17 protein-coding genes and 1 pseudogene are annotated in these 20,832 nt (G+C 57.4%); 10 read left to right on the forward strand and 8 right to left on the reverse strand.

All coding sequences use genetic code 11. The features are described 5' to 3' along the window. Window positions 1–63 precede the first annotated feature (63 nt). From AS89_RS0112380 to AS89_RS0112390, 3 genes and pseudogenes are all read right to left on the reverse strand, one after another. A pseudogene (locus AS89_RS0112380) lies at window positions 64–948 on the reverse strand (segregation and condensation protein A); the annotation flags it as partial. Between the two features lie 207 nt (window positions 949–1,155). After that, window positions 1,156–1,779 (reverse strand): L-threonylcarbamoyladenylate synthase, encoded by a 624-nt coding sequence (locus AS89_RS0112385; RefSeq protein WP_010132981.1) that lies wholly within the window; start codon window positions 1,777–1,779, stop codon window positions 1,156–1,158. A gap of 46 nt (window positions 1,780–1,825) precedes the next feature. After that, window positions 1,826–2,722 (reverse strand): PHP domain-containing protein, encoded by an 897-nt coding sequence (locus AS89_RS0112390; RefSeq protein WP_010132982.1) that lies wholly within the window; start codon window positions 2,720–2,722, stop codon window positions 1,826–1,828. Between the two features lie 273 nt (window positions 2,723–2,995). On the opposite strand from AS89_RS0112390, the gene AS89_RS0112395 reads away from it, so the two are divergent. From AS89_RS0112395 to AS89_RS18240, 8 genes are all read left to right on the forward strand, one after another. Further along, window positions 2,996–3,772 carry a VC0807 family protein gene (locus AS89_RS0112395; RefSeq protein WP_010132983.1) on the forward strand — a complete coding sequence of 259 codons (777 nt, stop codon included), beginning with the start codon at window positions 2,996–2,998 and terminating at the stop codon, window positions 3,770–3,772. 84 nt (window positions 3,773–3,856) lie between these two features. Beyond that, window positions 3,857–4,156, forward strand: a complete 300-nt coding sequence (locus AS89_RS0112400; protein WP_010132985.1) for a YciI family protein — start codon at window positions 3,857–3,859, stop codon at window positions 4,154–4,156. Between the two features lie 50 nt (window positions 4,157–4,206). Continuing rightward, a complete protein-coding gene (locus AS89_RS0112405; RefSeq protein ID WP_010132986.1) occupies window positions 4,207–4,893 on the forward strand; it encodes a TIGR04211 family SH3 domain-containing protein in 687 nt (228 codons plus the stop codon). 118 nt (window positions 4,894–5,011) lie between these two features. Beyond that, on the forward strand, window positions 5,012–5,620 hold the full coding sequence (locus AS89_RS0112410; RefSeq protein WP_010132987.1) for a peptidylprolyl isomerase: 609 nt from the start codon (window positions 5,012–5,014) through the stop codon (window positions 5,618–5,620). Next, window positions 5,617–6,372, forward strand: a complete 756-nt coding sequence (locus AS89_RS0112415) for a pyridoxine 5'-phosphate synthase (RefSeq protein WP_010132988.1) — start codon at window positions 5,617–5,619, stop codon at window positions 6,370–6,372. Before AS89_RS0112410 ends, AS89_RS0112415 begins: the two co-directional genes overlap by 4 nt. After that, on the forward strand, window positions 6,373–7,296 hold the full coding sequence (locus AS89_RS17490) for a Rossmann-like and DUF2520 domain-containing protein (protein WP_010132989.1): 924 nt from the start codon (window positions 6,373–6,375) through the stop codon (window positions 7,294–7,296). It abuts the gene before it with no gap. 2 nt (window positions 7,297–7,298) lie between these two features. Next, entirely contained in the window at window positions 7,299–8,069 is a 771-nt protein-coding gene (locus AS89_RS0112425; RefSeq protein WP_010132990.1) for a TrmH family RNA methyltransferase, read from the forward strand. Between the two features lie 357 nt (window positions 8,070–8,426). Then, complete coding sequence (locus AS89_RS18240) at window positions 8,427–9,623, forward strand: OmpA family protein (protein ID WP_010132991.1); 1,197 nt, start codon at window positions 8,427–8,429, stop codon at window positions 9,621–9,623. A gap of 541 nt (window positions 9,624–10,164) precedes the next feature. On the opposite strand, the gene AS89_RS0112435 is transcribed toward AS89_RS18240, so the two are convergent. From AS89_RS0112435 to AS89_RS0112450, 4 genes are all read right to left on the reverse strand, one after another. Continuing rightward, window positions 10,165–11,172, reverse strand: a complete 1,008-nt coding sequence (locus AS89_RS0112435) for an ABC transporter ATP-binding protein (protein WP_010132992.1) — start codon at window positions 11,170–11,172, stop codon at window positions 10,165–10,167. Between the two features lie 8 nt (window positions 11,173–11,180). Then, on the reverse strand, window positions 11,181–12,692 hold the full coding sequence (locus AS89_RS0112440) for an ABC transporter permease (RefSeq protein ID WP_010132994.1): 1,512 nt from the start codon (window positions 12,690–12,692) through the stop codon (window positions 11,181–11,183). Then, the gene (locus tag AS89_RS0112445; protein ID WP_010132995.1) at window positions 12,689–13,747 is read right to left on the reverse strand and encodes an ABC transporter substrate-binding protein; all 1,059 of its coding nucleotides are present in this window, start codon (window positions 13,745–13,747) and stop codon (window positions 12,689–12,691) included. The genes AS89_RS0112440 and AS89_RS0112445 overlap by 4 nt, the downstream gene beginning before the upstream one ends. 119 nt (window positions 13,748–13,866) lie before the next feature. Next, window positions 13,867–14,685: a hypothetical protein gene (locus tag AS89_RS0112450; RefSeq protein ID WP_010132996.1), complete on the reverse strand. Its 819-nt coding sequence runs from the start codon at window positions 14,683–14,685 to the stop codon at window positions 13,867–13,869. Window positions 14,686–15,089: 404 nt separating this feature from the next. Here AS89_RS0112450 and AS89_RS17500 point away from each other — a divergent pair, with 404 nt between their 5' ends. Both AS89_RS17500 and AS89_RS0112460 read left to right on the forward strand, forming a co-directional pair. Further along, a complete protein-coding gene (locus tag AS89_RS17500; protein ID WP_010132997.1) occupies window positions 15,090–16,613 on the forward strand; it encodes an adenylate/guanylate cyclase domain-containing protein in 1,524 nt (507 codons plus the stop codon). Between the two features lie 40 nt (window positions 16,614–16,653). After that, the gene (locus tag AS89_RS0112460) at window positions 16,654–17,718 is read left to right on the forward strand and encodes a hypothetical protein (RefSeq protein WP_010132998.1); all 1,065 of its coding nucleotides are present in this window, start codon (window positions 16,654–16,656) and stop codon (window positions 17,716–17,718) included. A gap of 6 nt (window positions 17,719–17,724) precedes the next feature. Here AS89_RS0112460 and AS89_RS0112465 read toward each other — a convergent pair whose 3' ends face one another. Continuing rightward, a complete protein-coding gene (locus AS89_RS0112465; RefSeq protein ID WP_010132999.1) occupies window positions 17,725–20,631 on the reverse strand; it encodes an insulinase family protein in 2,907 nt (968 codons plus the stop codon). Window positions 20,632–20,832: the final 201 nt, after the last annotated feature.

Below are 20,832 nucleotides of genomic sequence, written 5' to 3' on the forward strand. Positions count from 1 at the left end.
ACCAGTCACTGTATCAAGCTCGGCTTCGGTCTCATCCAGCTCCGGCTCAGTTCCGTCGGCCACCTCACCGCGAGCACGCACGTGGATAGGGCCGAAAGATTCATTCTGTACCAGCTCTACCAGGGATTCCTTCACCAGCTCCATAACCGCCAGGAAAGTCACCACCACCCCCAGGCGCCCTTCTTCCACCCGGAACAGGTTTACAAATGGCACAAACTGGCGGTGCTTGATCGAATCCAGCACCTGCGTCATGCGCTCACGGGTGGAGAGTTTTTCCTTCTCTACTTGGTGGCTTTCGAACATGTCCGCACGGCGCAACACATCCGCCAGGGCCACCAGCACCTCTTTCAGGTCGACCTCGGGCTCGGGGCGGGTCAACTTGCGGTCCGGCCCGCTGGCGCTGGCCTGATGGATATCGCGGCCCACACGGGGCAACTCGTCGATATCTTCGGCGGCAGTCTTGAACCGCTCGTATTCCTGCAGGCGGCGAATCAGCGCGGCGCGCGGGTCTTCGCCCTCCTCCTCTTCCGCCTCTGGCGGGCGCGGCAGCAGCATGCGGGATTTGATCTCCGCCAGCATAGCCGCCATCACCAGATACTCGGCGGCCAGCTCAAAGCGCATGGAGGACATCATCTCCACGTAGCCCATGTACTGACGGGTAATTTCGGCCACGTTGATCTCGAGAATATCGAGGTTCTGACGGCGGATAAGGTACAGCAGCAGATCAAGCGGCCCCTCAAAGGCCTCGAGAATCACTTCCAGCGCGTCTGGCGGGATGTACAGGTCGCTGGGCAGGTCGGTGAAGGCCTTGCCTTCCACCATGGCAAAGGGCATCTCGCCCTGGCGCGGCCCAGCTTCGGGGGCGGCAGAATCCTCGGCTGCAGGCTCCTCTGCAGCGGATTCCTGCGACGGATGTTCAGGCGCATCCGCTGAGGGCTCTTCAGGCACTTCCGCGGAGGGCTCTTTAGACGCGTGCGCGGAGGGCTCGGCAGCGGTCTCTGACGCAGCGACAGGCGCCTCGGCGGCCTCACCTGCGACGGGGGCGACCGCTACCGTTTCTTGTATATCTTCAATGGACACTGTTACACCGAACCCAGCTTGACCGACTTACTGGCCACCTTTCGGGCAGGCCAAACGCGCGATTATACATCAGGGTCAGCCGAGAATTTCATCTATTGCACCGCAACCCTGACGCACCAGTACTGGATCGTCGCCGGTGAGGTCCACCACAGTCGTCGCCTCCAAACCACAGAAGCCGCCGTCGATCACCAGCTCCACCTGATGCTCGAGGGTATCGCGAATATCGTAGGGGTCCGTCAGTGGCTGCTCTTCCCCCGGCATAATCAGGCTACAGCTCATCAGCGGCTCACCCAGAGTGCTGATAAGGGCCTGCACAATGGGGTTATCCGGCACGCGTAAACCAATGGTCTTACGCTTGGCATGGGCCAGGCGGCGCGGCACTTCGGACGTCGCCGGCATAATAAAGGTGTAGGGACCTGGAGTGTGGTTCTTCAACAGGCGGAACATCTGGTTGTCCACCTTGGCGTAGGTGGCGAGCTCAGACAGGTCGCGACACATCAGGGTAAAATTGTGGTCCTTGTCCAGCTGGCGCAGCGCGCGAATGCGCTCGACCGCCATTTTTTCTCCCAATCGACAGCCGATCGCATACGCGGAGTCCGTAGGAAACACGATAACACCGCCCGATGACACGATATCCGCGGCCTGATTGATCAGCCGCGCCTGCGGGTTCTCCGGATGAATCTGGAAGAATTGCGCCATTAATACCCCCTTTGCCAATGTGAACAGGGCGCTCCCTGCCCGAATACTATTTACTGGCGCCAGTTTGCCACAGATTCCAGACGGGCTCGACGTCCGCCGGCAAGCGAACGCATCCCAGTGCCCGCCAGGGCTGGTCCGGCTGGTGGAAATCGCTTCCCAGCGAAGCGCGCAGCGGCCGTTCACCGTGATTCGCCTGCGCCAGCAGTTGCAATATTTCCCGGGTCTGCACCGGGTTTTGCTGGCCGCACACTACCTCTGCGGCAACACCTCCCGCCTGCTGGAAATCGCGCAGTAACGCCTGCAGGCGTGTGCGCGTCAAACCGTATTTGAGCGGGTGTGCCAGTACCGCTGCGCCGCCGGCAGCCTCGATACTTGCGACCGTTTCCGCGAGGTCCGGCCACGGAACCGCTACGTCGCCGATTTTGCCGGCACCCAGATAGCGCTTGAACGCCTTGGCCGTGTCCGTTACATGCCCTTCGGCCACCATCCAGCGAGCAAAGTGCGGGCGGCCAATCTCATCGCCACTGGCAAGGCGCCGAGCCCCGTCAAGGGCACCGGCAAACCCCCGCTTTTCCAGGCGCCGGGCAATCTCCATTGCGCGCTCGCGACGTAGCGCGGCACGCACCGACACGGCATCTGCCAGGGCTGCGGACATACAGTCAACATTGAGTCCGACAATGTGAACCACCCGTCGACCCCAGCGTGCGGTAAACTCCACCCCGGGCAGCAGGGTGATCCCGTGGGCCGCCGCGGCTTGACCGGCTTCGGCGATGCCACCAACCGTGTCGTGGTCGGTTAACGCCAACAACGTCACACCAGCCAATTTGGCCCTCGACACCAGCGCCGTAGGACTTAAAATACCGTCCGACGCCGTGCTGTGGCAGTGCAGGTCGACCTGACCAGATATCGCTTCATCGGTCACAACAGATCGGGCGGTGTACATAGTAAGGTCCATACTTTTGCGAGATCAGGTGGTCACCGGAAAATGGAACCACCAACAACGAGTGCTGTCACAGTTGGTTGCAGGTTTTAGTTACAGGCTCGAAATCCTGCGCAGGCCATGTGGTGGCGAAGTAAGTGCCGCCGACCGACGGGTTTTGAAACCTGCCGGGTTAACCGGATTGCCGGTTTCAGGGATAAGGCCCCTTATGGGGAAAGCAACTTCGCCACTGACAGCTGTATCGTCAGCCAGCGGGCATTATCACCGGAACAGAACATGACCGATAGCAAACAAGCGCATTCAGACACGACAAACGCGGTAACTCAGCCCGAAACCGTGGGCGAGACCGCTGCGCAGCAAGCGCAGAAGCCCGCGCAAAAGGAAAGCCTGCTCGGCAACCTGCTGCTGAACATCGTGATCCCCACCCTGATTCTTACCAAGCTGTCCGGTGACGACTGGCTGGGCACCAAGTGGGCGATCGTCGTAGCACTGGCCTTTCCTCTGGTCTACGGGCTGCGTGACCTGCTGCGCTCCGGCAAGGTCAACTTCTTTTCCGCCCTGGGTGTCATCAGCATCCTGCTGACCGGCGGTATTAGCCTGCTGGAACTGGACGCCAAGTACATCGCGATCAAAGAAGCGGCCATTCCCGGACTATTGGGTGTGGCGACGATTGTCAGCCTATATACCCGCTGGCCACTGGTGCGCACTCTGATTTACAACGACCGCATCCTCGATACGGGCAAAATCGCCAACCGCCTCTCGGCGAATGGCAACGAAACTGCCTTCGAGCGCACCCTGCAGCAGGCCTCGTGGATGATCGCCGGTTCTTTTTTCCTTTCCTCCACGCTGAATTACATTTTGGCCGAAGTGCTGTTGCAAAGCCCCCCCGGAACCGAAGCGTTCAATGAGGAACTGGGCAAAATGACCGCGCTCAGCTTTCCCGTGATTGCCCTGCCGGCCACCATCATCTTGATGCTGGTACTGGTATTCCTGTTCCGCCGTATCGGTAAACTGACCGGCCTCTCACTGGAAGAAATTATGGTGCAGCAGTAAAAAGGGCCGATTGCTCCCGGCGCACTGTATACGGACCGACCAGCCACCTAACAATATAAAAAACTAAGGAATACGACACAGCTTATGTGGTACGCAATTATCAGTCAGGATGTAGAAAACAGCTTACCCTTGCGCAAAACCGCACGCGCTGCGCACATCGCACGACTCAACACACTGAAAGACGAGGGACGCCTGCTGATCGCCGGGCCGCACCCCGCCATCGACAGTGAAGAGCCGGGCGAAGCCGGTTTTACCGGTAGCCTGGTGGTTGCCGAGTTCCCGTCACTGGCCGATGCGCAGAGCTGGGCCGATGACGACCCGTACATGAGTGCCGGCGTCTACGCATCGGTTACCGTTAAGCCTTACAAGCTGGTTTTGCCCTGAGCAAACCGGCAAAACCAAAACAAGATTGTCGAGTTCGATTTTTACTGGCCATGAAAAAACTGTTCACCACTGCTGTTACCTCCACCCTGATCGCCTTCGCCGCCAGCCCAGCGCTGGCCATTAGCTCCGAGCGTTATATTACCGACGAGCTGCACGTCCCGATGCGTTCCGGCCAGGGTAACGAATTCCGCATCCTGCACCGCGGCTTGCCCAGCGGCACCAAACTGACCCTGCTGCAGGATTCGCCGGACACTGGCTGGGCGCAAGTGCGCACACCGGGTGGTGAGGAGGGCTGGGTGCGCCGTCAGTATCTGGAGTCTGAGCCAGTCGCCAAAATTAAACTGGCACAGGCTGAGCAACGACTGCAGCATATCGAAAGCCTGCAGGGCAACCTGGGCGGCGAGGTGCGACGCCTGGAAGAGGACAACACCAAGCTGTCCACCGCCCTAAAGATCGAGCAAGAGCGCGCCCAGTCTCTGGCCAAGGAACTGAAAGACCTGAAGGCACTTTCCGCAGATGCCGTTGCCCTCAGCCAACGTCACCAGAAACTGCTCAATCAGCACGAGCGACTGAAACAGCAGCAATCCATGGATCAGGCAGAGATCCAGCGCCTGTCCTCCAGTGACTCCCACAAGACGTACATGTATGGGGCCTTCTCTGTGGCAATGGGTGCACTCATCGCGATGATTGCCCCGCACATGCGCCGCCGCAAGCGCCACTCCGAGTGGGCGAACTAATCCCCCTTTCCGCTACACGCGAGTTCCCCTACATGCGAGGCTGCGGGTAGAATCCCTAGTCGGCTCTCCGGGCCTGGTCACTGACCGGGCCTTTTTGTGTTCGCTAATGGAAGAGATTATGAAACGCCTTACGCCCTGTCGCACCCTGCTCCACACCGTTGTCGCCACGTTCCTACTGGGACTGTCCAGCCTGGCGCTTGCGGTTACCAACAACCCGCGCGTGGAATTGCAAACCGACCTCGGCACCATTGAACTGGTCCTGTACGCCGATAAGGCCCCCATTACCGTGGAAAATTTCCTGAAGTATGTGGACAGCGGTTTTTACGACGGCACCATTTTTCACCGCGTCATCCCCGGCTTTATGGCCCAGGGCGGCGGCTTCACTTTTGATTTTCAGGAAAAGCCCACCGACGACGCGATCAAGAACGAATCGGACAATGGACTTTCCAATGCACGCGGCACCATCGCCATGGCGCGCACCAGTGTCCCCGACAGCGCTACGTCGCAGTTCTTTATTAATCTGGTAGACAACAGCCGCCTCGATGGCAGTGCCGATAAACCCGGCTACACCGTATTCGGCAAGGTTTTGCTGGGAATGGGCGTGGTGCAGCAAATTGCCGCGGAGCCACGCGGCCAACATCGCGCATTTCCCGACGCACCCAACATGGCGGTGCGTATACTGAAGGCGACACGAAAAGATTCAGATAGCGGAGAAAACGCCCAGTGATTGCTCTTAGCGTCAACCTGAACAAGATCGCCCTGATTCGTAACTCCCGCGAGGGCAACTATCCCGATGTCGTCGCGCATGGCCGCACCTGCCTGGATGCTGGCGCCCACGGCATCACCGTGCACCCGCGCCCGGACCAGCGCCACATTCGCCCCGATGACGTACGCAACCTGGCCGCGCTGTGTGCAGCGCGCTCGGTGGAATTCAATGTCGAGGGCAACCCATTTGCAGGCCCGATGGGCAGCTACCCTGGCCTGTTGCCGCTGGTACTCGAAACCAAGCCGCAACAGTGCACCCTGGTACCCGACAGTAACGATCAGCTCACTTCTGACCACGGCTTTGACCTCACGCGCGATGGCGAGCGTCTGGTGCCCATTATTCAGCAACTCAAAGAGGCTGGTATCCGGGTAAGCCTGTTTATGGATCCGGACATCCGCCAAATCAGCCTGGCCAAAGAAGTGGGCGCCGATCGCATCGAGCTGTATACCGGCCCTTTTGCAGAGGCCGTTACCAACCAATCTGGCGACGTAGAGAAGATCTTTGCCGAACACTGCGCTGCGGCGGAGCACGCACTGCACCTGGGCCTTGGTGTCAACGCCGGCCACGACCTGAACCTGATAAACCTGCGCCGCTATCGCACGCTGCCTGGGTTGCAGGAAGTATCGATTGGCCACGCACTGACGGTCGACGCCATCCAAATGGGCCTGGCGGATGCCACCGCCGCTTATGTGACCTGTCTGGCGGGCAATTAATTGCTATCCCTGAACGTTGTCGGCGCAGGTAAACTCGGTCGCACGCTGGCCGCGCTGTGGCATCAAAACAGCGTGTTCGAGATTGCCGGGCTTTTCAGCCGCAGCACCGCAAACGCCCACGCAGCCCGAGACTTTATCGGTGCGGGCATTGCCGTCTCGGACATGAACAAGTTGCCGGCCGCACAAGTCTGGCTGCTGGCGGTGCCGGACGATCAAATTGCAACCATGGCGGCCGCCCTCGCACCAATGATTGCCCGGCAGCAATCATCGGCAGGGCAGCCGCCAATGTTGTTCCACTGCAGCGGTGCCCTGCCCGCCTCTGTGCTGGCCGCCAGTGAAACCGGCTTGCTCGCCAGTGCGCATCCGGTGCACAGCTTTGCCGACCCCAAGCGCTCGCTCACGGATCTTCCCGGCTCCACTGTAGCCCTGGAAGGCAGTGACGAAGTGATCGATGTGCTGGAGCCCGCTTTCACGGCATTGCGCTGCAACTGCATTCAACTGAGCCCAGCGCAAAAAGTGCTGTACCACACGGGCTCGGTAATGGCCTGCAACTACCTCACGGTACTGATGGATCTGAGCCTGCAGGTTTTTCAGGCCGCCGGTATCGATAACCACAGCGCCATGACGCTGCTCGAGCCTATTGTGGTGCAGACGGTGAAAAACAATTTTGCCCTGGGCCCGACCAAGGCACTGACTGGCCCACTAGTGCGTGGCGATGTCGCCACGGTGGCGCGCCAAACCAAAGCGTTACGTGCGCTTGCGGAATCATCCGAAAGCGGCACTGCTGCCACACCTGACGTCGACGCCGCAACGCTCGCAGCAATGTACCAAGCGCTCGGAAAAGCGGCATTGCCGCTGGCGGAAAAAGCCGGCCTGAGCCAAGATGCGCGCCGGCAACTGCAATCCATTTTTGACGAAACGTAACCGTGACCGACTCCCCCGAATACCTGAAAAAACGCGCATTTTTTGACAGCCTGCTCACCATCTATGGACGCAAACCGGTTCTCGAAGCCCTGGAGGACCGCAGCCTGCCCGTACACAAGCTGCATCTGGCGGAAAGTAACCGCAAGGACCAACTGATTTCCCGTATCGAGCAACTGGCCGAAGAGCGCAGTATTCAGGTGGCTCACTGGGACCGCAAAGGCCTGTCCCGCATTTCAAAAAATGCCAAGCAGGACCAGGGCGTAGCACTGGACCTGGCACTGCCGAAATACGGCAGTGCTGATACTTTTCTCAAAGAGAGTCCGGGCAAACATTTCGAGTTGCTCGCGCTGGACGGCATCACCAATCCGCAAAACCTGGGCATGATCATTCGCTCCGCATGCGCAGGCGGTATCGACGGTATCTTGCTGCCAACAAAAGGCTGTGCGCAGATCGATCCTCTGGTAATCAAAGCCAGTGTGGGCACCCTGTTTAAGACCCGGATTTTACGCTGTGAGCAGCTGGCACCGGTGCTCAGGAAATTCGGTGAACAGGGAGCGCGCGTCTGCGCACTCTCCTCGCACGCGCAAGATACCTTGGGTACGCTGGATACCAGTGCACCCACAGTATTCGTTCTGGGCAATGAAACCCATGGCGTGAGTCCCGCGGTGGAAAAATCCTGCACCGATAAAATTCGCATCCCGATGCAGAACGGTGTCGAAAGCCTTAATGTGGCAATTACCGCAGCACTCATCAGCTTTCGCCATCGGTTCTGAGCTGCAGCCATTGCATACTCCACAGTTCGGCCATCATCGCGTCACCACTCTCGCTGGCGCGATGATTTGCCTTCACCGCGCGCTTCCCACCTGCGTGCGTTTTTGCGTATCGAACCCCCAACCCGCCTAACAGTCGCAAAATCGCCCGCCAATTATCACCGTTACCCTAGCCGCCACATTGGCAAAGTCCCCGACATCAACTAAAAGTAAGCGGCGGAAGTAAAAATACGACACCACAAATACAATTCTCGTAGCAAATACAGCCCGTGGATGCCTAAGTCATTGGAACGGCATACATCGCGACCATATACGAATAAAACAGAATTCCTCTCAGCAATTCGACCAGGGACAGTGTCTATGCCTTTGAAATTTATCCATCAGAGCCTCTCAGCAGCGGTTACCCTCGCCTTCGCCGCGAGCGCTGCTATGCCACTACAGGCACAGGAAACCAGCTACATCGACGTAATGGGTGTGATGACACGCGTGGATAAGGACCGCAACACAGAACGCCAGGGGGCCGGCGCACGCGCAACCTTTGGCTGGCAGACAAGCGGTAATTGGTTTACCGAAGTCCAGCTGTTCGGCGTTAAAGTCGACAGGGACAGTAATTTTGTGGACTACCCGGAAATTCACACTACTCAAGCCGGGACACCCACTGCGATCGTAAGCTCCGGTGGCATCAACTCTGGGCTCGCGTTTGGCACAGTGGATGCTGCTTCCACCCCTTACCTTTATACCGGCGACCTCAGTCCCTCCGGCGATCTGGAACTGTCGGGACTTGGGGTTGATGTGGTCTATCACTTTAACGGACGTGAGGGCTATTCCCCGTTTGTACTCGCGGGCATCGGCGCATCAAACAACAATACCGAGTTTGACTATGGCCCTAGGGAGACCAATGGTTTCGTCAATGTGGGGGCCGGTATTGTCAGCGGGCCCCTCTCAGCCCGCGGTTTGAAAGTCCGCGCCGAAGTGCGCTACCTACGCGACTTTTTCGCCACCGACATGAGCGACTACCAGTTTGGCATCGGCATCAGCATTCCCTTGCGCTGCCCGCCCGCACCAGCGCCTGCCGTAGCGTACATGCCACCCGCTGAACCAGAACCGGCCGTAGAGGTTGACCTGGACGACGACGGAGACGGCGTGCTCAACCAGAAAGATCGCTGCCCCAACACTCTGCCCGGTGCGCAGGTCGACGAATTTGGCTGCGTAATCGCCGACCAGACCATTACGCTGGAAAACATCCAGTTTGAATTTAACTCGGCCACGTTAACAGCGCGTGCACGAACATCACTGGGTGCGGTCGTACAGTCCCTGCGCAGCCAACCGAATAGCCTGATCGAAGTCGCCGGACACACCGACAGCCGGGGCAATGACGACTACAACCTGCGCCTGTCTGCGCAACGCGCCGAGTCGGTGCGCCGCTATCTGGTGTCACAGGGTGTGAATGCCACCCGCATATCGGCCAGGGGATTTGGCGAGACGCAGCCAGTGGCTTCGAATGCAACCGAATCTGGCCGCGCGCAAAACCGCCGTGTCGAATTAACCTTCCGCTGATCAGACCAATTTCTGCGCTTTGGGCCCAAGCCAAGGCGCAGATTTCCCCTGGTAGCACAATTGCCGGCAACTGCCGGCTTTTTTTATTCACAATCCACAGAATCTGTGGATATCTCTGTTAACAACACCCGGGAAAACGCCGCCAGCCCCCATGATCCGTTGTAACCAGTTTGTGAAGAAAATTTAACCAAATAAATTTTTCCCATATAAATCAATAAGTTATAAAAAACTCCAAAACAGGATTGACAAATTTCCCTCGTAACTATCTAGCCAGATTTGTTCACGTCCTGCTGTGGAAAGCTTTTCCCCCTAGCCCCAAAGGGCTAAAAGTTTTTGGCATTTAATTAGTTAACTGGCGAAAAACAAGCGGCTTGCCCACTTACTGCACAGGCTCCCGGCACTGGTCGACCAGTGGGCACCAATCGAGAGCGCACAAACAAAATTAAGCGACTCAAGCGCCTGGACGGAGCGGTCTCGGTAGCGCAGCGCTCAAGCCAATGAGCGCCGGCAACAACAGATTCAGAGAGGATTTAGGGAGGGGTTATCTGGGGAACGCGGCCAGGGGATGGGTTGTGGTGATGCCCATCTGCACGCGCGCACCGGGCTCTGCATGCACTTCGTGGCTGGTACGCACTTTGAGCTGCACGCCGTCGCCAACATTCACCGCATACAGGCGCGAGCAGCCCTCGTAGCGCACCCAATCCACCACGCCATTGCCAATTTCAGATGGCACCAGAGACAAGTCATCCGGCCGCAGCAGCAGGTCAACCGCCCCACTGGCACCGTCGATTGGAATACCCGGTGCCGGGCCGAGGTCGGTGGTTACCTGGCGCCCATCAAGCACGCCCGGGAGAAAGCTGGCTTCACCCAGAAACCGCGCGACAAAACGGCTGGCGGGTTCGGCGAAACACTTCTCCGGAGAATCCAGCTGCTCCAGCTGACCACCATTGAGAATTCCCACGCGATCACCGATCGATAGTGCCTCTTCCTGGTCGTGGGTCACCCAGATCGCCGGGATGCCGGCCGCTTTCAGCGCCTCGCGGATTTCCCAGCGCAAGCTGTCTTTCAAGGCCGCATCCAGATTTGAGAGCGGCTCATCAAGCAGAATAAACGCAGGCTGGTGCGCAATGGTTCGAGCCAGAGCAACACGCTGCTTTTGCCCACCGGACAGGCTGGCGGGTTTAACCTGACGGAAGGCTTCCAACCCCAGTAATTTGAGCCAGTGGTCTGCCAGAGACGTGTCTTTCAGGCGAAAGCACACATTTTCCTGCACGGTGAGATGGGGAAACAGGGCGAAATCCTGAAATACCATGCCGACATTGCGCTTCTCGGGTGGTACCTGGCGCTTGGGCGTTGAACACCAGTTACCTAGTGAAATCTCACCCTCGGTCACCGGAATCAAACCTGCCAACGCCTGCAGAATCGTGGTTTTACCACAGCCGGTCGGGCCGACCAGCATCAACACTTCGTCCTTTCCCAGGGCGAGATTGAGGTTGTCCACCACACGCGTGGAACCATAATCAACAGACAGGTTGCGAACGTTCAGCATTATCGCGACTATTTTCCAGAAACTTCGAGTTCAGCCCGGCGCTCGCCGGACAACATCAATGCCAGTCCCAGTGCAGACATCAACACCAACAGCAGGCCAGGAATGGCTGCGCGGCCAAAATACCCTGCTTCGTATACGCGCCACAAGTAGGTAGCCAAAGTTTCGAATCCGGTGGGGCCCAGCATCAGCGTGGCGGGCAGTTCTCGCATGGCTTCGAGAAACACCAGCGCGGCACCGGCAATCATGCCGCGCAAGGTTAGCGGCAGCGTCACTCGCTGGAAGGCTTCACGGGGGCTGGCGCCCAGTACCCGCGCCGCCTTTACCAGGCTTGAATCCAGCCCCTCGGCGGTTGAGCGCACAGAGCTGACTGCAAGCGGCAAAAATCGCAAGACATAACACAGCACCAGCAAGCCCAAGGTCTGGTACAGAAAGGGCAGCTTCAACCCGACATACACTAGTGCGGTACCCATAACGATACCGGGTACACCAAACCCGAAATATGTCACCCGCTCCATGATCCGGCCCGCGCGGCCAGCGATGGCGGCGTGCGCGACCGGGATCGCAAGCACTACCGCGCAGACCGCGGCCAGGAACGAAGCGTGCACAGAGTTCCACGCGTAGCTGAGGTCAAAACCTGCGCTGCCCTCGCGCGCGAGCCACACCGCAAAAATAGCGAGAGGCAACACAACTGCCAGCAGAATCACTGGAGAAACAGCCACGCCAATCACCCAACGCTGCCAGCCATTGGGCCAGAGCGTGAGGTGGCGGCCTGGCTTCTCGCGACTGCCGCGCACCCGGGATTCCAGAAACAGCACCAGACCCACAATCGCCAGTAGCTGCAGCGACAGCATCGCCGCCTGGCTCAAGCCAAAGGCGTTGTACTCGACAAAAATCACCCTGGTGAAAGTATCCAACCGCATAATTGCCGGGGTGCCGAAGTCGGAAAGGGTATACAAGGCCACCAGCAATCCGCCGGCAGCAATACCAGTGGCAACCCGGGGCAGCACCACCTTCAGGAGACTCATTCCCAGAGACATGCCCAGCGTGCGCGCCGCATTCACCAGGCTCGCATCCAGACTCAGCAGAGAAGCGCGAGTGGTCAGCATCACGAACGGGTAAGAGTAGAGAATCATTACCAGCGAGGCGCCAAGCAAACCGTCCATAGCGGGCAACGGAATTCCCAACAAATTGTGAATTTCGCCACCACGGCCAAACGCCGCATAGATGGTAAACGCGCCGATATAACTGGGGATCGCGAGCGGCGCGGCGAGAATCACCAGCCACAACCGGCGCATGGGAAACTGCACGTAAGCGGTTACAAACGCCAGCGGCACACCAATGAGCACCGAGCCAAGCACGGTAAATACCATCAGCAATAACGTATTGGTCAGCACGCGCAAATTGTGCGCGTCAAAAAACTGCGCCTCGCTCGCCGCGAGGTCGAACAATACACCGATGGGAAGAATGGCCAGCAGCGCTATCAGCGCGGCCAGCGGGTAGGACCGGGGCCAGCGGGTCATAACACCCCGGTGCGACGCATGAGATTAAGAGTCGGACGCAAATCCGCCAGCTTGGTTAGATCCAGCTTGGGCGGTGAAATCTCACTCAAGGGCGGCAAGCCTTGCGGCGGCTGCACCCCGTTGACGAGCGGAATCTCATAGGCTTCACGCGCCAGGTAGGACTGCACTTCGCGCGTCAGCAAATAGCGGATAAAGTTGACCGGCAGATCCCCTTCACTTAATGCCAGGATACCGGAGGCGTTCACCAGGCAGCCCGCGTCATTCTTGGTAAACGCCAGGTCTACATTTGCATCGGGCTTGCCGGCTTTCAGGCGCAAGGTGTAATAGTGGTTGGCAAAGCCGATATCCACTTCGCCGCGCTCCACGCCCATGACCACGCCCAGCTCACCCGCGTAGCTCTTGGCACGCTGGTTAACTCCGCGCAACCAATCCGCGGTGGCTTTTTCGCCCTCGAGCAAACGCATGGCAGTAACAAACGACTGGAAAGAGGCATAGGCCGGCGCCCAGCCAATCGAAAAATCGCTGTCCGCCAGCGCCATAACACTGTCGGGGATTTGCGCGCGCGTCACCCGCTCGGTGTTGTAGGGAATGGTGCGGATGCGGCCCGTGACCGGCGCCCACTGCTGATACTGGAATCCCGGACGCAATGCCTCGGCAATATCGGCCGGCAACGGCCGCGCCAGCCCCGCATCGGCAACAAGGCCGATGGCTCCGGAGTCTACCGCCCAAAACACGTCTGCCCGCCGCACACCCGCCTTGGACTCGGCAACAATGGTATTCGCCAGTGCCGCAGTAACGCCGCGGCGGACTTGTAAATTGAATTTGGGATTGCGCTTGCGAATCGCATTGAGGACGTTTTCGTATAGCCCGCCCTCCCCGCGCCCCAGATACAGGGTGAGGTCCCCCTCCAGCGGCGGCAACTGATCGACGGACAACGCATCCGGCCTTGCCCCAGTTACATCAGAGGCAAATACAGGAAGCGGCAGGGCCCCCAGGGCACCTGCCGCAGCAAAACTATTTAAACAGGCACTACGTAAAAAAGCTCTGCGCTGCACGGATAATCCTTAATCGAAAATTCACAAGCTCGGCAAGGGGCTGTAGGCCCCCTGCATTTCCCTGGTCGAATACGTTTAGACGTACTCTCGACCTTCAAAGACGTTCCTCAAAGACGATCTTAAAAAACGTCCTTGCGCTTTTTCTCGGCGGCAGCCACCAGATCCTTTGCGCGATCCAGTTTGGCCTGCATGGCTTCAACCACCTTGCGCACGTCGTCAACACTGGACTTGCCGTCAATGGCCTGCGGCAGGGTCACGTTGAAGTCTTTCTCCAGATCTTCCACCAGATCAGCGTCCTGCTCGATCAGAACACCCTCAACACCCTCAAAGCGATGCAGGTAGGTATCGTGAACGATGCTGGTGGCGGCTTCCGGCAGCTTTTCTGCGTACTTGGCGACCACGCGATCCAGGCGGTGTTTAATGTCGTCGAGGGTCTCCGGCACCGTGGTGGGCCCGGCTTCAGTGGTTTGAACCTTCGCCAGCAGGCCTTTCTCCTGATACTGGGAAGCCAGTTTTACGGCGCCCAGCGCCTGCCAGAGAGTCTGGTTCAGCTTGTTTTGTTCCTCGCGCACTTTGGCAACCGGTGCGCCGGCATCAATTGCCTGCTTTACGCCGAAAATGCCCTGCCAGATATTGGCGTACACCGGGACATAGCTGGTTTCGATAGCGGAGTGGAAATCGACCTCTTCCCAGTACTCGAGCATCGCATTGGTGTTGGTGCCCTTTTGACCTTTCTCTTCGTAAGTGTCGACGACCGCGCCAAACTTGCCGACCAGCCAGGTCACTTCTTCTGAGTACTGTCCCAGGTGCGACTTGAGATCATTAACGTGATCGCCAATCTCCCCGTTCGCGGAAACATGGCCGGCACCTAGCAGCGCCACCAAGCCCAAAACCATGCCCAGATTGCGAGGCTTGCAGAAAAAAGATTTAGCTTGCATGAATTCCCACTCTCTTTTGCGTTTCTTTATTAAAGACCGTGCGCAAATGATACTCATTATCAAAAATGGAATAAAGTACTCCGATGCAAAGACTCGGCGTTCAGGCTACATCCGAGCCGCAGCTTGGAACAGACTTCTAAACAGTTGCGCCAGAAAACGGCACATCGGAACAAGCTGGCGCGATATGGGGCGCCCCACAGCGTGAATTGCGACGGGATACTACCAGTCCGGGCCGGCTTTTTCATCTGCACCAGTGCCGATCCGAGCTTCCACGAAGTCAAATTGGGCTAAATTCTCAGGTAGAGACCGCTTGTGAGCGAGGAGCTAACAGCAAAGAGCTGGTATAGTCTGTGTCCCGGCTCCCAGAGTCACATGACCAACAAGTTTTAACTAGAGCGCGCCCGTTGATCACCAAGACCAAAGACAACCAGCGAACACTCGCCCGCGGTCTGCAGGTGCGCCTGGCCCGGCTGTTGCCGCGCCGTGTCCCCATCGCGTTCAAGCTCGCGCTGGTCATGACCCTCCTCCTGGTAGTGGGAATGACCGGCCTGGGTCTTGTAATCAGTGACAACCAGAATCAACTGATCCGCACCCAGCTGGACGAATTTGGCAACGCCATGGCGCTGCAACTCGCCAAGCAGGCCAGTGAACCCATCCTCTCCGAGAATGGCCTCGATCTGCAGATGCTCACCACGAACCTGGGGCAAGAAGAAAAGATCCTAGGTGCCGCTATTTATGCCCACGACGGCCAGCCGCTCTCTGGCACGGGACGCCTGCCGGACCTTGGCAAAACCCTGTTTGAATCCAGCACCGTGATCGCCCACCCATGGTTTGGCGTGGATGAGAATGGTAACAGCGAGCGCCTGATCAGCTTCGTCGCCCCCGCCACCTATCAGGGGGTACGGGCCGGCTCCGTGGTCATCACCCTGTCCGCCTCGCTGATGGACCAGGCGGCAAGCGAGGCGCGCAACGCCGTTATTTACGCCACCCTGGCGATGACCCTGCTCGCCTCCCTGTTTTCCTACTGGCTCAGCCGCAGGCTCTCCCTGCCGATCCATCACTTGATGAAGGCCACAGAGGCCATCGGCCGCGGCGATCTTGCTACCCGCATTGATCAGCGCCGCAATGACGAACTGGGCTACCTGTTTGAAGGGTTCAACAACATGGCCGCGGGACTGCTGAAGAAATCCCAGGTCGAACAGGTATTCTCCCGTTACGTGTCAAAAAGTGTCGCTGACAAGGTGCTGGCCAACCTGGACGAAGTCCGCCTGGTGGACCGCCCTATCGAGGCAACCGTGCTGTTCGCCGACATCAGCGGCTTCACCGCCATGTCGGAAAAACTGGAGCCGAGCCAGGTTTCCGGGCTCCTTAACGAGTACTTCTCTTATATCTCCCACGCGTGTGCACTGCACGGCGGTGTCGTTGATAAATTTATCGGCGACTGCGCGATGCTGGTGTTCGGCGTTGCCGAAGATGATTCCGACCACGAATTTAACGCGGTCAGCTGTGGCGTGCTGATTCAGCAACTGGCATCCGAGCTGAACAAGCAGCGTGCGGCAGAGGGCAAGCCGGAGGTGCACTTCCGTATCGGCATCAACTCCGGCACCATGCTGGCGGGCAACCTGGGCTCTGACGATCGCATGGAATACACTGTGGTCGGTGATGCCGTGAATCTTGCCTCGCGCCTGTGCAGTGAGGCAGAACCGGATCAGATCATTATTCGCGAACAGTTGCACGATCGCTTGCAGTCCCGCATCGTAGCGCTAGCGGGCCAGTCTATTATGATTCGCGGCAAGTCAGCGCCTGTGCAGATCTACTCCGTCGATGACCTATCGAAAGAAGGGAAATCGCAGTTGCGCGATCATTTACAGGCACTGCGCGACAGCGTTCACACACAGCAGGATGAAGAAAGCCTCGACCATGCTTAACGGACGAATAACACTCCAGCGGTTATTCTTTTGCTTCTCCATGGCGGCACTACTCCCTGCTTGCAGCCTGGTCCCCACCACGCAACCAACACTCGAAGGTTTTCCCGCGGAAACTGCGCAGCTGGTCCGCCAGCAATCGGCCGAGCTCGCGCAACTGCAAAACCTCAACGCCCCCTCAGCATCTCAGCAGAATCAAACGCGGCAATTGCGCCGTGCGCTGCAGCGCTTTGAACGCGAAGTACTGGAATCGGCGAGCCGGCTCGAGCGAAAGCACGAGTGGTATCGCGCTGCCCAGCTGTTTGAGGGCGCTATTGGTGTTTTGCCCAATAGCCCGGTGCTCACGGCTGCCTATGGTGAATTCCAGGAGCGCCGCAAGCTGCGTGGAGAGCGCGTCCGTATGGAAATCGCAATCCACCAGGGTGAACAACTGCTAAAAGACATCGATGCATACAAGCGCCTGCAGCAACTGCAGGGCCGCGATGTATTGACCTGGGTGGAGCTAAAAAACTTCAACCGCAAGCGACGCGCCTCTGCCGAAGAACTGCAGAAGTATGCGGAGCTGGCGCTACTGAGAAAAGATTACGGTTTGGCCCAGAGCGGGCTGAAAGTCGCCAAAGCCTTATATAGCGACGACCTGGTGCAGGAGGACGAAAGCCAAAAACGGCTGGAGCAAAACCTCGCCGAAGCCAACCGCCAATTGCGTAAGCGAAACCCTCGGCGCACAAAAGTCGTTGCGCGCACACCGGCTCCTGCCACAAAAGCGCAACCCATCCCGACAGATGAGCTAGAGCGGACACTGGCTAACGGCGACCTGCCCGGCGCACGCCAACAGCTCACACAGCTGGAACAACAGGCACCTGACCACCCTCAACTGAAGGCTTTACAGGCACGCTTTGACTCGATGTTGAACGCACAGCTGGAATCCGCGCTGCAGCGGGGCAACGAGCTGTACAGTCAGGGAGACATCGAACAGGCACTGGCCGTATGGCGAGAGGCGAACACGTTCGCACCGGAAAACATCGAACTGCGCGGCAACATTAGCCGCGCGGAAAGAGTGCTGGAAAATCTTAGGGCGCTGACTGCGCCCAATGGGGCTAAACCCTAACCCGCCCTAACCTGCCGGAACCGGACTAAAAATTTCCGTATCGATACATGGCAACTCACGACAAATAGAATCGTCCTTTTGCGCCAGAGTGAAGCCCTCACCTCGGTGGTCGCTACCAAAACTACGCGCTATCAATCTGCGGTCTGCATTGAGCACCTGGCGCTTGAATAGTGCCGCCACCTCTTCCCGATCCAATTTTTCCGCAACCAGGGCAAGCTGCTCTCTGCTGTCAAAGCTATTGGATTCCGCCAAAATCTCCCTCCAGTAGCGAGAAGAACGGGCCAACAAAGAAGGATCTTTGCGGCGCAGAATTTTCAGTAGCGCCGCCCTGTGCTCCTCGAATGTGGGGTCATCCATTTCTTGCAGCTGCAGACTGAAGTTCTGTAGAAAATTATCGATTCTTCGCTCCAATTCGAGAGGCCCGGCCTTGGGTGACTGAATCATGAATGAAAGACCAGGAACCGCCGGACGCGAGCCGATAGTTGCGGATGAGGCATGTGCGATATAGCCCATCTGCTGTTCGGTTCGCAACGCGTTGAAGAAACTAGTGCGCAGAACTTGCGCCACAAGCGCGTAACTTGCCCTCTCTTCCAGAGCCGCAGAAGCACCCTGATAATAGATACTAATTGCAGAGTCCGGGTGATCAATATCCAGTTCGACCAGAGTTACTCCGCGAGGCAATTTTTTCACACCTCCACGCAGTTTCTCTGCTGGTTTATTACCTTGTATAAACTGCGCATAGAGTTTCTGCCCAACCTGTTGCGCTTCAATGGGCAGATAATTCCCGTAAACCAAGACCTCCATACTGACTTCGTCGAAGAAGCGGTTGATATATCGCTCCAGCTCACCAACGGTTATAGACTCCATTTCCGGAGTTAGTCCGGCCCTGTCAAATGGACGCGTCTGTACGACTGAGCGAGCGGCGATCGTCACCTGCTGTATTGGAGTAGATTTTTCCCAGTCGCGCCACTGCTGTAAAAACAGGGCTTTTTTTACTTCGAAGCGCTCAGGGTCAATTTGGAAATCTGCAATTCCCTTCATCGCGCGTCGCAACAACTCTGGCTGCTTTTCTGTATAGCCACTCACCCCAAATGAAAAACCGAGAGCATTGGAGTCCATATAGAGGCGCATACCGGATTTCGCCGCGGACGCTACAGTCTCCTGCAGAGAATCCCGCAGTAAACTGGAATACAGATTGGCCAGGGCACGATGGCGCAGTGAATTGGAGGCGACATCACTGTAGATCAAAATGGCGATATCGCCCTTTGGCACATTGAATTCATTGTCTTGCTGGTGATAGAGCACAAACCCTGGTTTCTGCATCACAGGCACAGGGTATGGTGCCACTTCGCTCGCTCCCTTTACGAGCTGCTCATCAGTGGAAAAAGTGTTCCGCTTGGGCAAGCTATAGCTTGCAAAGCCTTCCGCCTTGCGCCACTGCTCGAGCTCCTCTGGCTCAATCTGCGCGACCTGATAATGCACATCGTATAGAGCATCATAGCGGTCGACAGACACTTCCGGGCCAGTAATCACCAGTCGCACATTGTCAGGCTGCAGACTACCAAGAAAAGCTTCAATATCTGCAGCGTTGTACTCCCCAATCATGTAGCGCCAATGCAGAATATCCTCTGGATTGGCTGTCAGCATAGTAGCCACAGTGTTCATTACAGCGCCCATGGAACCGCCGGGTTCCGCGGACGCTTGCGCCAGTTCAATCCTTTTGCGGATCTCATCAAAGCGCCATTCCTGCACCCCTTGTTCACGGATAGTGCGCAACCAATCAAATATTGCCGCGCTAATCTCAGCGGTGTTTTCGGCACCTGTTTCAGTTAAGGCAATAGTGATGCTGAATACATCCTGCCAATTATCGATATCTTGCGGCCCGGCATATAGATCATGCGCCCAACCCTTCTCTTTAAGCTGATCGAACAGACCACCACGACCCTTATCGGATAAAACCCGCGAAACATAATATTCGGAACGCTGGGGATAATTGGCGAGCGTATCCGGGATCGGGAACTGCAGTTGCAGGCTGTTATTTTCCTGCAAGGTTTTTATCAGCACCTTTTTGCCGAGATCTTCCGGGCGCAGCCAGGGTACCTGGGGAGAGGGATCGCCTACAGTAGCAACCTCCTGCGCGGGTACATCGCTGAAATGCTGCCGAGCGAGATCTTTTATTTCTGCAATGGATCGAGTATCGGCTATAGCGAGCACCATATTGTCGGCATGGTAGTGTTGATGCAAAAAAGCACGCAATTCCGCGTACAGATCGCCGTTCTCACGGGCGGCGAGTGAATCGAGGTTGCCAGTGGAAAACTTGTTATAAGGGTGTGCCGGATTGGCCGTGAGCTTCTCCACCTGCGCGATCCGGCGTCCATCACTCTTCAGGCTTAACTTATATTCTGCATCGACGGCTTCTTTTTCCTTATCAATTTGCGTCGGATCTAATAATGGAGCGCTGAAAAGTGGTGCCCACCGATCAAGTGCCGATTCAAAATTTTCCGGTCGGACAGTAAAAAAGTAGCGGGTATTACCGGCACTGGTAAACGCATTGGTTCCGCCAGCGTGCTTGGAAACATAATCACGAAATGCACCCGGTTGCGGATACTTTTCCGAGCCCATAAACAGCATGTGCTCCAGGAAGTGCGCCATACCAGCACGGTCGGCCGGATCACCTGTGTAGCCCACTGCAACGTCCAGTGCCGCCGCCGACATCTCGGCTTCCGGATCCGAGATAGCTACCACGCGCAGACCATTCTTCAATACCAGATATTCGTATTCGCGCTCGTCGTTAAAGGTCTTACCCTTGGTAATCGGGCCTGAGAAGCTCTCGGGCGTGGGTTTGCTACAGCCAGATACGCTTGTGAGCAGCGCCAGGGCAAGCACGGCCGTATAAAGAAAGTTGCTACGCATTGCAGAGAGCCCTTTCAATTGCAGAATTTATGGTCAACCTTCCATCAATAGGCAGCATAAACCTCTTCTGCGCGCAATTCCAGCAGTGTATATGTTGGGGGATCTCAGCAGTTCAGTGTCGTTGCAGGGCACCATGACCCGAGCGCGGTCAATGGGGCGGAGTGAGTAGCGGGGAAAAGTGGATAGGATTTGTGGATGATT

The sequence above is a fragment of the Microbulbifer agarilyticus S89 genome (assembly GCF_000220505.1).
GTDB classification, from domain to species: Bacteria; Pseudomonadota; Gammaproteobacteria; order Pseudomonadales; family Cellvibrionaceae; genus Microbulbifer; species Microbulbifer agarilyticus_B.